The organism is Geodermatophilus sp. URMC 62, assembly GCF_052931475.1.
In genome coordinates, this window is the sequence record NZ_JBRFHY010000001.1 from 2,807,063 (window position 1) to 2,820,593 (window position 13,531).

At 74.3% G+C, this 13,531-nt stretch carries 12 protein-coding genes and 1 pseudogene; 4 read left to right on the forward strand and 9 right to left on the reverse strand.

Translation table 11 applies throughout. From position 1 onward, the window contains the following. Positions 1–11: 11 nt before the first annotated feature. A complete protein-coding gene (locus ACU616_RS13605) occupies positions 12–1,247 on the reverse strand; it encodes a YncE family protein (protein WP_446758989.1) in 1,236 nt (411 codons plus the stop codon). Positions 1,248–1,350: 103 nt separating this feature from the next. Here ACU616_RS13605 and ACU616_RS13610 point away from each other — a divergent pair, with 103 nt between their 5' ends. Then, entirely contained in the window at positions 1,351–2,160 is an 810-nt protein-coding gene (locus tag ACU616_RS13610; RefSeq protein WP_446758990.1) for a dioxygenase family protein, read from the forward strand. Between the two features lie 192 nt (positions 2,161–2,352). Continuing rightward, on the forward strand, positions 2,353–5,109 hold the full coding sequence (locus tag ACU616_RS13615) for a peroxidase family protein (protein ID WP_446758991.1): 2,757 nt from the start codon (positions 2,353–2,355) through the stop codon (positions 5,107–5,109). A gap of 19 nt (positions 5,110–5,128) precedes the next feature. On the opposite strand, the gene ACU616_RS13620 is transcribed toward ACU616_RS13615, so the two are convergent. Then, entirely contained in the window at positions 5,129–5,776 is a 648-nt protein-coding gene (locus ACU616_RS13620) for an RNA polymerase sigma factor (RefSeq protein WP_446758992.1), read from the reverse strand. A gap of 199 nt (positions 5,777–5,975) precedes the next feature. Here ACU616_RS13620 and ACU616_RS13625 point away from each other — a divergent pair, with 199 nt between their 5' ends. Then, entirely contained in the window at positions 5,976–6,782 is an 807-nt protein-coding gene (locus tag ACU616_RS13625; RefSeq protein ID WP_446758993.1) for a hypothetical protein, read from the forward strand. Between the two features lie 166 nt (positions 6,783–6,948). On the opposite strand, the gene ACU616_RS13630 is transcribed toward ACU616_RS13625, so the two are convergent. The 7 genes and pseudogenes from ACU616_RS13630 to pxpA form a co-directional block, all read right to left on the reverse strand. Continuing rightward, on the reverse strand, positions 6,949–7,089 hold the full coding sequence (locus tag ACU616_RS13630) for a hypothetical protein (RefSeq protein WP_446758994.1): 141 nt from the start codon (positions 7,087–7,089) through the stop codon (positions 6,949–6,951). A 281-nt stretch (positions 7,090–7,370) separates the two neighbouring features. Beyond that, positions 7,371–7,787: pseudogene (locus ACU616_RS13635) on the reverse strand (alpha/beta fold hydrolase); the annotation flags it as partial. A 66-nt stretch (positions 7,788–7,853) separates the two neighbouring features. Continuing rightward, complete coding sequence (locus ACU616_RS13640; RefSeq protein ID WP_446758995.1) at positions 7,854–8,819, reverse strand: 5-oxoprolinase subunit C family protein; 966 nt, start codon at positions 8,817–8,819, stop codon at positions 7,854–7,856. Continuing rightward, entirely contained in the window at positions 8,809–9,717 is a 909-nt protein-coding gene (locus ACU616_RS13645) for a 5-oxoprolinase subunit B family protein (protein ID WP_446758996.1), read from the reverse strand. The genes ACU616_RS13640 and ACU616_RS13645 overlap by 11 nt, the downstream gene beginning before the upstream one ends. Next, a complete protein-coding gene (locus ACU616_RS13650; protein WP_446758997.1) occupies positions 9,714–11,078 on the reverse strand; it encodes an acetyl-CoA carboxylase biotin carboxylase subunit in 1,365 nt (454 codons plus the stop codon). Before ACU616_RS13650 ends, ACU616_RS13645 begins: the two co-directional genes overlap by 4 nt. A gap of 3 nt (positions 11,079–11,081) precedes the next feature. Then, positions 11,082–11,327 carry an acetyl-CoA carboxylase gene (locus tag ACU616_RS13655; RefSeq protein WP_446758998.1) on the reverse strand — a complete coding sequence of 82 codons (246 nt, stop codon included), beginning with the start codon at positions 11,325–11,327 and terminating at the stop codon, positions 11,082–11,084. Further along, on the reverse strand, positions 11,327–12,079 hold the full coding sequence (gene pxpA / locus ACU616_RS13660; protein ID WP_446758999.1) for a 5-oxoprolinase subunit PxpA: 753 nt from the start codon (positions 12,077–12,079) through the stop codon (positions 11,327–11,329). Before pxpA ends, ACU616_RS13655 begins: the two co-directional genes overlap by 1 nt. A gap of 434 nt (positions 12,080–12,513) precedes the next feature. Between pxpA and ACU616_RS13665 the strand changes: the two genes are divergently transcribed. Further along, positions 12,514–13,521 (forward strand): asparaginase, encoded by a 1,008-nt coding sequence (locus tag ACU616_RS13665; protein WP_446759000.1) that lies wholly within the window; start codon positions 12,514–12,516, stop codon positions 13,519–13,521. Positions 13,522–13,531 lie beyond the last annotated feature (10 nt).

Genomic DNA, 13,531 nt, shown 5'->3' on the forward strand with positions numbered 1-13,531 from the left:
CGCGCGACGAGTCAGCGCGTCACGCCGGTGTGGCCCAGCGAGTAGCGCCCCGGCTGCGGCCACACGCAGAGCCCGTGCGGGCTGTCGGCGACCGGGATCCGGGCCAGCAGGTGCCCGTCGGCGGTGGACAGGACGTACACCTCCGCGTTGTACCGCCCGGAGAGCCACAGCTGGCTGCCGTCGGCGGTCACCCCGCCCATGTCGGGGCTCGACGGGCCGGGGATCGTCCACTTCGTGATGGGGGCGCCGGTGTTCGCGTCGAGCACCGAGACGCTGTCGTCCTGCCGGTTGGTCACGTAGAGCTGCGTGGCGTCCCGGCTCGGGTAGAGGCCGTGCGCCCCGGGCCCGGTCGGGATCTCGTCGATGACCCGGGTGGCCGCGCCGTCGAGCACCCACAGCCCGCCCTGGTCGGAGTCGGCGACGTAGAACCGGCTGCCGTCGGGGGAGAGCTTCACGTCCTGCGGGCCCATGTGGTGGTTCATCGTCGGCATGTCGATCAGCCGGAGGACGGTGCGGGAGGGGACGTCGACGACGGCGACGCGGCCGGCGAACTCGCAGCTGAACACCGCCGTCCGCCCGTCGGGGGTGAAGTCGGCGTGGTCGATCCCGGCGCAGTCGGGGATCTCCAGCCGGCCCTGCTCCACCCACGTGTGCGGGTCGTAGAACACCAGCGACCGGCGCGCCTCGGCCACGGAGATCGCCGCGGCGCCGTCGGGCGTGAAGTACATGTTGTACGGGTCGTCGACCGGGATGCGGGGACCGTTCTCGCCGGTGACCGGGTCGATCGGGGTGATCGTGTTCCCGACGTCGTCGGTGGCGTAGAGGGTCTGCATGTCCCACGACGGGACGACGTGCTGCACCTCCAGCCCCGCCGGGAACGTCCTGACGACCTCGAGGGTGGCCGGGTCGATCTCCCACACCTCGCCGCTGTTGTGCGGCACGTAGACCATCGGCCGGGCGGCCTGCGCGGCCGGGGCGAGCATCCCGGCGGCGGTCTCGGAGTAGACGTTCGCGGCGTCCACGACCGGGGGCATGCCCGGCATCTGGTCGGCCACCACCGGGGTCGGCTCGGCGGTCGTCGAGGGAGCCGCCGCGGGGGACGACGCGGAGGACGACGCGGAGGACGACCCGGCCGCGGCGTGGTCTGCGTGGTGGCCCGCGGGATCGTCCGCGGTCCCCGACGAGCAGCCGCTGGCGAGCAGCAGCAGTGCGGCGCCCAGCGCCGCTCCGGCGTTCCGCACGGTCACGAGTCCTCCTGCTCCCCCGGGCGACCGGACCGGCCGCCCCTCCCCGCCCGGCGACGGTAGCCTCGCCCGTCGTGGCTGTCCCACGGACCCTCGGGCCATCCCGGTGAGCGGAGGCCTCGACCGCCGGCGGCTGCTGGGTGCCGGGGGCGTGCTGACCCTCGCCGCACTGCTGGACGCGTGCACCGGCACCGGCTCCGGCACCGGGGCCCCGGGCGCCACGCCGAGCGGCTCGCCGTCGTCCGCGCCGCCCGCGACGACACCGCCCGCGCCTCCGGCGCCGTCCGCCGTCGACCTGCTCAGCGACGAGGCGGCCTGCGTCCTGACGCCCGACACCATCGCCGGGCCCACGTGGTTCGACGCGCACGCCGTCCGCAGCGACGTCCGCGACGGCCGGCCGGGGGTGCCGCTGGACCTGGCCTTCCGGGTGATCCGGCTGCCCGCGTGCGCGCCGGTGCCCGGGGCGGTCGTCGACCTGTGGCAGTGCGACGCGCTCGGCGTGTACTCCGGCTTCGCCGGCGCCGAGCCGGGGCAGGGCGGGTCCCCCGGCGGCACGGACGAGTACGGCGACGCGCAGGCGGCCGCCACGGAGGGCACCGCGTTCCTCCGCGGCACCCAGGTCACCGGCCCGGACGGCGTCGTCACCTTCGCCACCGTCTACCCCGGCTGGTACCCGACCCGCACCGTGCACCTGCACCTCAAGGTCCACCTCGACCGGAGCACGGTGCTCACCACCCAGCTCTTCTTCGACGACGCGGTCACCGACGCCGTGCACGGGGGCGCCGACCCCTACCGCCGGCACCCCGGCCGGGACACGCGGAACGACACCGACGCCTTCTACACCGACGCGGCGCTGCTGCGGACGGCGCCGGACGGGGACCGGTGGCTGGCCGCGCTCACCCTCGGCGTCGTCTGACCGCCTCCGCGGACCCGCTCGACCACCGGCCTCCGACCCTGGTGGCCGCTCCCGGGCCGCGCCACGGTGACGCGGGGAGGCGGTCGGGCGGGCGAGGGCTGCGGACCGCGGTGTATCAGCCCGGCCCCGCCCGCCTCCTCGAGGAGTGGCCCGGTCGCGGGTCACGGCTCGCCGACCCAGGGGGAGACGCTGGTGGGACACCAGGAGTACGAGCGCTACGACGGCGGCAGCGAGCAGGCCGAGCTCCTCGTCTTCGAGGAGCTCGCCCGGGAGCTCATGCTGGTGCAGGAGAGGAACCGCAGGGCCAGGGGCGCGGCCACCGTGGACCGCGCCTTCCACGCCAAGACCCTGCTGGCCGTGGAGAACGCCTGCCTGCGGGTCCGGCAGGACCTGCCCCAGGACCTGCGGCAGGGCTGCTTCCGGCCCGGCGCCGAGCTCCCCGTCACCGTCCGGTTCTCCAACGCGAACGGGGCGCCGCAGCCCGACACGGCCGAGGACATGCGCGGTGTCGCCCTGCGGGTGCACGCCGGCGGGGACACGGTGCACGACCTGCTGATGACCAACTGGCCGGTGTCCCCGGCGGCCGATGCCCGCGAGTTCGTCGCGATGGCCGCGGCCGTGGCGGGACGGACGTCGAAGGCGTCGAAGCTGCTGTCCCTGGTGCTGCGGCTGCCCCGCCGGGTCGGCCTCCGGGCGACCGTCCGGATCATCCGGAACCTCGCCGCCTCCGCGCGCCCGGCCGACAGCCTCGCCCACGAGGACTACCACAGCCGCGGCGCGATCCTCTGGGGCGACGCCGGCCCCGTCCGCTACCGCCTGCACCCGGTGGGCGCCCCGGCCGTCCCGGCGAGCACCGGTCCCGACCGGCTGCGCACCGACGTCGTGCGCCGGCTCGCGGCCGGCGACGTGGAGTTCGACCTGCAGGTGCAGCGCTACGTCTCCGAGGAGCGGACGCCGGTCGAGGACACGTCCCGGGCGTGGACCGGGGACTTCGTGTCCGTGGCCCGCCTGGTCCTGCCCCGCCAGGACCTCGACACCGCACGGGCCCGCCTCGTCGAGCACCGGGTCGACCGGCTGGCCTTCAACCCCTGGAACACCACCGACGAGTTCCGGCCGCTCGGCAACCTCAACCGGGCGCGGCGGGCGGCCTACGAGGCCAGCAGCGCCCACCGCGCGCACCGCCGGTTCGTGACCGAGGAACCGCGGCGGGCGGTGCTGCTCAACGGGCTGGCCGGCCGGCTGTTCGCCGTCGTCGACCGGGTGCGCCCCTGGCACCGGCTGCCGTCGCAGTTGGCCCTGCTGGACCTGGCGGTCATGCGCCGCCGGCTGCGCCGCGACAACCTCGTCGACACCGAGCTGCCGGCCCGGGTCGAGGTGCGCGCGCCAGGAGCGGAGCCGCCCCTCGACGCGGTCGCGCACCGCACCACCGACGGCAGCTGGAACGACCTGTCCTCCCCCCGCATGGGCGCCACCGGCGCGTGGTTCGGCCGCAACATGCCGGTCGACGTCCGCCAGGCCGACCTCCCCGACCCCGTCCGGGTCGCCGACGAGCTCCTGGCCCGCGAGCGGTTCATCCCCGCCCGGTCGCTCAACGTCCTCGCCGCGGCGTGGATCCAGTTCCAGGTGCACGACTGGGTGCAGCACCGCCGCGCCCCGGTGGGGGAGCGCAGCATCGACCTCCCCCTCCCCGAGGGGCGTGAGTGGCGCAACACCCCGGGCGGCCCCGTCGAGCGGGTCATGCGGATCGCCGACGACGACGGCCCCGGCAACCGCGTCTCGCACTGGTGGGACGGCTCCGAGGTCTACGGCAGCGACGACGCGACGGCGCGCCGCCTCCGGGAGGACGGCGGGAGGGGCGCGCGGCTGCGCCTGGTGGAGGGCCACCTGCCCACCGACGACCGCGGGACGGCGTCGGCCGGGTTCGCGGAGAGCTGGTGGCTGGGCCTGAGCGCGCTGCAGACCCTCTTCGCCCGCGAGCACAACGCGGTGTGCGACGCCCTCCAGCGGGAGTACCCGGACCTCGACGACGAGCGGACGTACCAGACCGCGCGGCTGGTCGTCTCCGCGCTGATCGCGAAGATCCACACCGTCGAGTGGACGCCGGCGATCCTCGGCACGCAGACCCTGGACACGGCGATGTCGATCAACTGGCGGGGCGCGCCGGACCAGTGGCTCACCCGGCTCGGCATCCGGCTGCTGGACCCGCACGCCGTCGACGGCATCCCGCGCACCCGGCCCGACCACTCCGGCGTCCCGTTCTCCCTCACCGAGGAGTTCGTGACGGTGTACCGGATGCACCCGCTCATCCCCGACGACTATGTCTTCGTCGACCCCGTCACGGGCGAGACCGAGGAGGCCCGCTTCGGCGACATCTCGGGGGAGCGGACGGAGGAGAGGCTCCGCGCCATCGGCCTGGCGAAGGCCCTGTACTCGCTGGGCATCGCCCACCCGGGCGCGGTCACGCTGCACAACTTCCCGGAGGCGCTGCGGCACGTCGAGCGGGACGGCGAGGTCGTCGACCTCGCGGTCGTCGACGTCGTGCGCACCCGTCGGCGGGGAGTGCCGCGCTACAACGACTTCCGGGCCGGGTTGCACGTGCCGCGGGTCCGCCGCTTCGAGGACCTCACGACCGATCCGGAGACCCTCGCCGCGATGCGGCGGCTGTACCGGTCGGTCGACGAGGTCGACACCGTGGTCGGCCTCCTCGCCGAGGAGCCGCCGACCGGGTTCGGGTTCAGCGACACGGCGTTCCGCGTGTTCCTGCTCATGGCCTCCCGCCGGCTGCAGAGCGACCGGTTCCTCACCGTGGACTTCCGGCCGGAGGTGTACACCCCGCTCGGGATGGACTGGGTCGAGCGCGGGAGCCTGGCCGACGTCGTGCGGCGCCACTGCCCGCAGCTCGCGGGGCTCGTCGGGACCGGCAAGGCGGCCTTCGCCCCGTGGGGCTGACCCGCCGGCCTCGGGACCCTCACGCCGCGCACGGCCGGCGGACGCCGCGCCGCCGGCCCGACCCCAGGTAGCGGCGCAGCGACGGCGTCGCCTCCAGGCGGGCCAGGGTGCGGGCCCGGGTCGGGCCGATGCTGCCGACCGGCATCCCCAGCCGGGCGCTGATCTCCCGGTAGCTGAGCGGGGGGTCGGCGGCGAGGAGCAGCAGCAGGTCCCGCTGCGCCGCCGGCAGGTCGGCGAGACCCTCCCGCACCGCCTCGACCTGCTCGGCCTGCAGCAGGTCGGCGTCGACGTCGGGGTCCTGCCCGGGGAAGGCCTGCGCCGCGTCGTCCAGCGGGTCGACCGGCAGCGTCCGCTCGCGGCCACGGGCCAGGCGGAGGCTCTCGTGGCGTGCCGTCGTCGCGATCCAGCCGGGCAGCGCGCGCGGCTCGCGCAGCTGGTGCAGGTGCTCCACCAGGCGCAACCAGATCACCTGGGCGACGTCCTCGGCGTCGTGCTCGCCGAGCCGGTAGCGGCTGGTGATCGCGCGGACGAGCGGGCCGAACCGCTGCACGAGCCCCTGCCAGGCGCTGGGCTCGCCGCGCCGGGCGGCCTCGACGAGCGTGGCCAGGTCGGGCTGCCCGTACCCGTCCGGGGAGAGCGTGTCGGGGCGGTCCTGGAGTGCGGACATGTCGGTCCTCCGTGGCGGCCGTTCGCTGGTGGGACGACTGTCGAGCGGGCCGGCACGGCAGGTCCAAGCCCATCAGGGACGGCGGGCGCACACGGGGACACCGGGCCGGGCGTGCACCCCCCGGGGCCCGATCGCAACACCTCCAGCGCTGGAGGTCCTAGGCTGGAGGTCCAGCTCCTGTGGCACCCGGGGGAAGCCGATGCCCGAGGACGACCTGTCGGCGGTGTTGACCAACGTGGCGGCCGATGCCCGCCCGGTCACGCGCGCGAAGATCGCGAACAGCCCGGAGACGCGCGCCTTCCTCGACGTCGGGCTGCTGCTGCTCTGCGACGACCTGCTCGACCACCGGGGCCCCGACCTGATGGACGACCACGACGCCGGCACCCGCCTGTTCGCCGGGCTGTCCCAGGCCCGGCTGGTCGAGCGCGCGGAGCACGAGGACGCCCACCGGGAGCACCCCAGGATGCTGACCGTCGGGATGTTCCGGGACCGCTGGCGGTACAAGAGCCGCTACACCGAGGACCTCATCGCCTACCTGATGCGGCCGGCCCTGGTCGAGCACGCCATCCACGACGTGTCCGTGGCCGCGCAGGGACTCCCTGCCGACCTTCCCTTCGCCGAGCTCGTCCGCCGGCTGGTCGAGCGGGTGATGGTCGTGACCCTGGGCGACCAGCTCTGGAGCCTCCGGACGGTCGTCTGGGTGGCCCTCCCCAACCACCCGCTGGTGCAGACCTTCCTCAAGGCCCAGCACGAGCAGTGGATCGCCTACTGGGCGGTCACCTACGAGCGGCTCGCCCGCCGCTTCGGTCTGCAGCTGCGCCCGGAGTACACCTGGCACGACGTCGCGGAGGTCTTCCACGCCGCCGCGGAGGGCGCCCGGCTGCGCGCCCGGGTGACGGGGTCGGCCGCGGCGCTGTCCTCCGGGGACAACGTGCTCGTCGGGGCCATCCACATGCTGCTGCCCGGTCTGTTCGTCAACCCCGAGGCCACGACCCGGCGGCCGTGACCGGTGGGGAGGAGGAGTCGCCGGGGCCCGCGGCCCCGAGCAGACCGCGCGGACGGCGGCCGACAGGCCGTCCACGGTCGGTCGTGCTCTGCCCACGGGTGTGGGCAGAGCACGACGGCGCACGGACCCCACCCCGCCCGGCCCGGCGTGCGGGGCCGGGCCGGCGTCAGTCCTCGAGCAGCTCCCGGAGCGCGGCGTCGATGAACTGCTGGTCCTCCGGGTTGAACGGGGCCAGGTGTCCCCAGATCGTCGGGATGGGGCGGGACTCCGCTCCGGGGATGTGGCGTGCCTCGTACCCGCTGTCCACCGGAGGGAGTACGAGTCGGTCTCGGCGTTGAGGATGATCGTCCGGGCGCGGATGGCACCCAGCGCGGCCTCGAAGTCGCCGCCGAAGGTCGGGTGGTCGCCCAGGTCGTTGTGCCACCACGTCCACATCTGCGCGAGGAGGTCGTTGGCGTCGCACTTGATGAAGAAGGCGTCCCAGAAGTAGTCGATGAACTCCTCCACCGTGCTGGCGCCGAACGAGCGGAACACCTCCTGGCGGTAGAACGCCTCGGAGAAGCCCCACCCGGCGTAGAGAGCGGCCATGGCCTTGACGCCCCGGATCGGCAGCTTGTCGCCGTAGAAGCCGTCGTTCCAGTCCGGGTCCGAGGTGACCGCGCGGATGTTGCCGGCGAGGAAGACCTTGTTGAAGTTGGCCGTCCGCGCCGACCCGGAGATCGGGGCGATCGCGGTGACCATCTCCGGGTGCAGGGCGCCCCAGGCGTAGGTCTGGCAGGCCCCCATGGACCAGCTGCTCACCAGGCGGACACGCTCCACCCCGAACCGCTCGGTCAGCAGGCGGTGCTGGGCCACGACGTTGTCGTAGGTGGTGACATGCGGGAACCGCCCCCTGTCGAAGGGCGGCGGGGTGTTGCTGGGCGAGGACGACACCGCGGCGCCGAAGTGGCTGGGCACGACGATGAAGTACCGCTCCGGGTCCAGCGCCCGGTCCGGTCCGGTCAGCCAGCGGGCCGTGTCGGAGGGCGGGGCGGTGAGGGGTGGGCGGCCGACGGTCGCGTCGGCCGTCGCTCATCCCAGTGCGGCCCGCAGGTCCTCCACCCTCCGACGGCGGTCGGCGCGCGCCTCCAGCGCCTCGGCGAGCGACACCGGACGGAACCGGGTCCGCGTCCCGGGGGAGGACTGGGCGACCGTGTCGAGGTCGGCGCTGACCACCGTGCCGACCATGGCGTAACCGCCGCCCGAGACGGCGTCGCGGTGCAGGATGATCGGTTCCACGCCGCCCGGTACCTGGATGGACCCCAGCGGGTACCCGGCGTCCACGATGTTCGACGGGTCCGACCCCGCCCCGAAGGGCTGCTCCCGCGGTCGCCACTCCAGCTCGCCACCGCTGTAGCGGAAGCCGATGCGGTCGGCCACCGGCGTCAGCGTCCAGGTCGTCTCCAGGAGCGTGGCCAGGCCCCGGTCGGTCAGCCGGTGGTCGTAGAGACCCAGCACCGTGCGCAGCTCCTGGTCCCGGGCCAGCGCGGGGCGCAGGTGCTCGGGGACCTGCCGACCGGCGCGGCCGGACCCCGCCCCCACCTGCAGCACGTCCCCCGCCTGCACCGCGCGCCCGGCGAAGCCGCCGAAGCCGCCGAGCGCGTAGGTCGACCGGCTGCCGAGGACCACGGGCACGTCGACGCCACCGGCGACGGCGACGTAGACCCGGGCCCCCTGCTGCAGGATCCCGAACTCCAGGAGGTCACCGGCCGCGACGTCGACGGACTCCCACTGGGGCACCGGCTGCCCGCCGACCGTGACCGGCATGGTGGCGCCGGTGACGGCGACGACGGCCGGGGCCGTGAAGCGCAGCTGCGGTCCCATGTACGCCGCCTCGAGGACGCCCGCCCCCTCGTCGTTGCCCACCAGGAGGTTGGCGGCGAGCGCGGAGAACAGGTCGAGGGCCCCGGACGGCGGGATCCCGACGTCGTAGTGGCCGAGTCGGCCCTGGTCCTGCACGGTGCAGCCCAGGCCGGGCGCGACGACCTCAATCGCCATCGAGGACCTCCAGGACCGTGCGGTTGTACGCGTCGGGGTCGGCGTGGAACTCGTCGAGGCTGAAGCGGAAGGGTTGCTGCCGGAACCGGAAGCGGCCGGCCGACACCTCCTCGCGGATCCGGTGGTACTCGTCCTCGTCGACCGGCCGGAACTTCACGATGTCGCCGGGGCGGAAGAACACCATGAAGTCGGCGAAGTCCGGCAGCGTCTGGGCGGGGTCGAAGATCGGCGCCGGCGTGACACCGAACATCTGGTAGCCCCCGGCGCCGCGGACGGAGTAGATGCAGGCGAAGCACCCGCCGTGCCCCACGGTGAGCGGTGGCGTGTCGGTCCGGGGCCGGAGGTACTTGGGCACCTGCAGCTGCCGGTCCCGCGACACCATCTGGAACAGGAACGGCAGGCCGGCGACGAACCCGACCATCGAGGTGATCCACGGGGCGCCCGAGTGCCGGTCGATGAACTCCTGCACCGAGGACAGCCCGTTCTCCGCCGCGGCGAACTCCAGGTCGGTGCCCTGGGGCCGCTGGTGCCGGTCGCGGAACCGCCCACCGGTCTCGGTGGTCCAGGGGTCGGCGTACCAGACCGGCACCTCTACGACCCGCGTCTCCAGCGTCAGGGACGGCGCGTCCGCCACCTCCGCCTCCGCCCCGCGGACCGCGGCCTCGAGGTCGGCCGGAGCCAGGACGTCGGGGTCGAACCGGATGAGGAAGGAGGCGTTCGCCGGGCAGATGTCGATGACCCCGTCGAGCCGGCGCTGCCGCAGGAGGTCGGTCACCGCCACCACGGTGGAGTTGGCCTCGAGGCTCATCTCCTCCGACACCTGCACGACGAGGTGCTCGTCGCCGCCCCACGAGTAGCGGCTCGCGGTCGTGGCATCGGACGCGTCGGTCGCGCTCATGCCGTCCCCCGGGTCGGAGCGCCGTCGGCCATCCAGGCCTCCAGGAAGGTGGAGTGGTAGCGGCCCTCGACCACCTCCGGGAGGTCGAGGACCCGGCGCAGGAACGGTGCGGTCGTCTGCACCCCGACGACGTGCACCTCGTCGAGCGCCCTGCGGGCGCGCGCGAGCGCCCGCGGACGGTCCTCGTCCCAGACGACGACCTTGGCCAGCAGCGAGTCGTAGTAGGGGCTGACCGCGGTGCCCTGCTCGTAGCCGGAGTCGACGCGCACGAACGGGCCCGCCGGCATCCGCATCACCTCGAGCGCTCCCGGACTCGGCAGGAACTGCAGCGCGGGGTCCTCGGCGTTCAGCCGCATCTCGATGGAGTGCCCGCGGAACTCCACGTCCTCCTGCGTGAAGGACAGCGGGTCCCCGGCCGCGACGCGGAGCTGCTCGCGCACCAGGTCGCGGCCGGTGACCATCTCGGTGATCGGGTGCTCGACCTGGATGCGGGTGTTCATCTCGATGAAGAAGAAGTCGGAGTGGTCCGGGTCGTAGAGGAACTCCACGGTGCCGGCGCCGCGGTAGGAGACCTCGGCGGCGAGCCGGACCGCCGCGGCGGTCATCGCCTCCCGCACCGCCTCGGAGATGCTCGGTGAGGGGGCCTCCTCGAGGATCTTCTGCCTGCGGCGCTGCAGCGAGCACTCGCGCTCACCCAGGTGCAGGAACCGGGAGCCGTCGCCGAACACCTGCACCTCCACATGGTGCGCGTGCTCGACGAACCGCTCGAGGTAGACCTCGCCGTGCCCGAAGGCCGCGGTGGCCTCGGCCTGGGCCGTCGGCACCGCCGACCGGAGCTCCTCCGGCGTCCCCACGATCCGGATCCCCCGGCCGCCGCCACCGGCGGCGGCCTTGACCGCGACCGGGTAGCCGATCCCGGCCGCGACGTCGAGGGCGTCGGCCACGTCCGCGACCGCGCCGTCGGAGCCGGGCACGGTCGGGACCCCGGCGGAGGCGGCCGTGGAGCGGGCCAGCGCCTTGTCCCCCATGAGGCGGATCGCCTCGGCCGACGGCCCGACGAAGGTGATCCCGGCCTGCTCGAGGCGCTCGGCGAACTCGGCCCGCTCGGAGAGGAAGCCGTAGCCCGGGTGGACGGCGTCCGCGCCCACCTCCGCCGCGGCGCCCAGGACGGCGTCGACGTCCAGGTAGCTCCGCGCCGCCGCGGCCGGTCCGATCACCACCTTCTCGTCGGCGGCGCGGGCGTGCAGGGCCTCCACGTCGGGCTCGCTGCAGACCGCGACGGTGGGGATGCCCAGCTCCCGGGCGGCCCGGATGACCCGGATGGCGATCTCGCCGCGGTTGGCGACGAGGAGCTTGCGCACCGGTCAGCCCGCGTCGATGGTCGCGATCGGATCCCCGGGGCCGACCGTCGCCTGGTTCTCCACGGTGAAGCCGGTGAGGCTCCCGTCCACCCCGGCCTTGACCTCGGCGAACTGCTTCATGATCTCGACCAGTCCGATCGTCTGGTCGGCGGTGACCGCGGACCCGATCTCCACGAACGGCGGCTCGGCGGGTGACGGACTGCGGTAGAAGACCCCTGGCAGGGGGGACAGGACCGTGTGCTCGGCCATCATCGGGTCCTCTCGCTCGCGGTGGGGCCGGTGGTCGTGCTGTCGAGGACCTGGCGCACCGAGGTGGCCACGTCCACGGCGTTCGGGGTGTCGGAGTGCACGCAGATGCTCTGCACGCGGACGGGGACGCGCTCGCCGGTGTCGGCCTCGGCGACCCCCTCCGACAGAGCCAGGCGCGCCCGCGCGGCGGCGACCTCCGGCGGGGTCGCCGACGGCCGGCGCAGGATGATCAGGGACCCGTCGGCGCGGTACCCCAGGTCCACGTAGAACTCGGAGACGAAGTCCACGCCGCGGCGCTCGGCGACCGTCTCGTGGGCGGTCCCGGCCATCCCGTAGACCGGGACGCCGTACTGGACCGCGACGTCGCACACGGCGTCCATGAGCTGCTCGTCGCGGGCCACCATGCCGTAGAGCGAGCCGTGCGGCTTGACGTGGTCCAGGACGAGCCCCTCGGCGGCGAGGAAGCCCGACAGCGCCCCGACCTGGTACAGGACGATGTCCCGGACCTCCTCCGGGAGGAGCTTCATCTCCCGGCGGCCGAACCCGACCGGGTCGGGCAGCCCGGGGTGCGCCCCCACGGAGACCCCGGCCGCTCCCGCTCGCGCGACGACCTCGTGGATGCCGACCGGGTCGCCGGCGTGGAACCCGCAGGCCACGTTGGCGGTGTCGATCAGCGGCAGCAGGCGCTCGTCGTTCCCGAAGGAGTGGATACCGAACGACTCGCCGATGTCGGAGTTGATGCTGGGGATCATCGTCTCCTCATCTCGGGAGAGGGCCCGACGGGGAGGAACGGGCCGTCGTCGCGAGGCCGGCAGCGTCGTCCACGGGGCAGTGGCCGCGTCGTCGCCCCGTGACGGGGTTGTCATGAAAGCAGGCTCCCGTGGCAGCCACCACTCGGCGGGACATCCCGGTCGCCCGCGACCTGCGGCTCGTCCCGGACCAGGTCCCGGCGGGAGCCGATCGGCTCCGTCACCGGCCGCGGCGACTCGCGTGCGGTGGCCACGATCGCCATTCCTCCCCGTTCCAGGACTGTGACGCAGGGTCATTTCTCCTTTCCGTGTTGCGCACGAAAGTGCGACCGCCCAACCTGCACGTGCACACCTTTCGCAAATGCATTGTGCGGCATTCGTCCGCCGAAGGGTCTTTCGCCACTCGGGGCGGACCGCTCGACGGGGAGGAGGCGGACGTGGCGCACGTCCAACTGCTCGGCACGGGCGGGACCATCGCGTCGCGCGGCAGCGGGGACGCCGGGTCCGTGGCCACCGACGCGGCGTCCGACCTGGCCTCCGGCGAGTACGGGCAGCTGCGGGTCTCGGCCAGGGACGTCCTCAGGACCAACAGCTACCGGCTCGGCCTCGGCGACCTGCGGCTGATCGCCGAGGCGGCGCAGGAGGCGCTGCTGGACCCGGACGTCGACGGCGTGGTGGTCACCCACGGCACCGACACCCTGGAGGAGACGGCGTTCCTGCTGGACCTGGTGCACCGCTCGCCGAAGACCGTGGTGTTCACCGGGGCCCAGCAGCCGGCCGACAGCCCGGCGCCCGACGGTCCCCGCAACGTCGAGGAGGCGGTGCTGGCCGCGGCGTCGCCGGAACTGCACGGCAGCGGCGTGCTGATCTCCTTCAACGGGACGGTGCGCTCCGCCCGCGGCGCCCGCAAGGCGCACACCACCGCCAGCAACCCGTTCCAGGGCGGTGCGGAGGTCGCCCACGTGGTGGGCAGCCGGCTCGTCGTCACGGCGACCCCCCGGCGTCACCCGCCGCTGCCCCCGCCGACGGCCGCGTTCGACACCACCCGGGTGGAGGTCGTCACCGTGTACCCGGGCGCCACGCCGGACCTCCTGCACTTCGCCGTGCGGTCCGGCGCCCAGGCGGTCGTGCTGGCCGGCACCGGTGTGGGCAACGCCGGCCCCGGCTTCGCGGAGACCGTCGCGCAGGCCGTCGGGAGCGGGTGCGCGGTGGTCCTCGGCACCCGGACGCCGTGGGGTCCGGTCGTCCCGCGCTACGGCAACGGCGGCGGCACCGACCTGGTCGCGGCCGGAGCCGTCCCCTCCGGGGACCTCAACCCCTTCCAGGCGCGCATCCTCGCCGCGCTCCTGCTCTCCCACGGCACCCCGGCCGCCGACCTGCCCGCGGCGTTCCGAGCCCACTGCGACGACGCCCACGCCGACGACGTCCGTCTCACCCACCCATGAAGGAGGCACC